We start from the raw sequence: 394 nt of genomic DNA, 5'->3' as shown, positions 1-394 counted from the left end.
AGATTATGAAGAGGAAAAGAAAAGATTTGAGCCTGTTAAAGTTGAGGAACAAAATGACAAGGAGAGTCACAAGGACTATTCTCAACCGTCCTATCAAGAAACAGAGTTGTCACCAACGGAAAGGGCTACTTCTACCGAAGAGAATCATCAACGAATGGGAAAAACAAGGGACAGGAAGCAATTATCCGAGTTTCAGGGGAAATATCTCCAGCCCTTTCGCAACAGCCACCGCAAAGCCGTGTATGTATCAGAGGAAACTCAACGAAAGTTGGACTTCGTGGTGAGGAAAATCGGTGAGCAGGGAGCAAGCGTTTCAGGATATGTGGAGCAGGTGCTTCGAGAACATCTCGACCAATACAAAGATGATGTGGAAAGATGGCGGAAACTCTGAAGT

Annotated in this window: 1 protein-coding gene; it reads left to right on the top strand. The window is 44.9% G+C overall.

The window, feature by feature from the left end; all coding sequences use genetic code 11:
- The coding region (locus HMPREF2983_RS07340) for a DUF3408 domain-containing protein (protein ID WP_070667567.1) at positions 1-391 on the top strand (391 nt) is incomplete at its 5' end.
- Between the last annotated feature and the right edge of the window lie 3 nt (positions 392-394).

The organism is Prevotella sp. HMSC077E09, assembly GCF_001814685.1.
GTDB lineage: Bacteria > Bacteroidota > Bacteroidia > Bacteroidales > Bacteroidaceae > Prevotella > Prevotella oris.
Note: the sequence above shows the minus strand (reverse complement) of the source record. Positions and strands in the feature narration are given on the sequence as shown.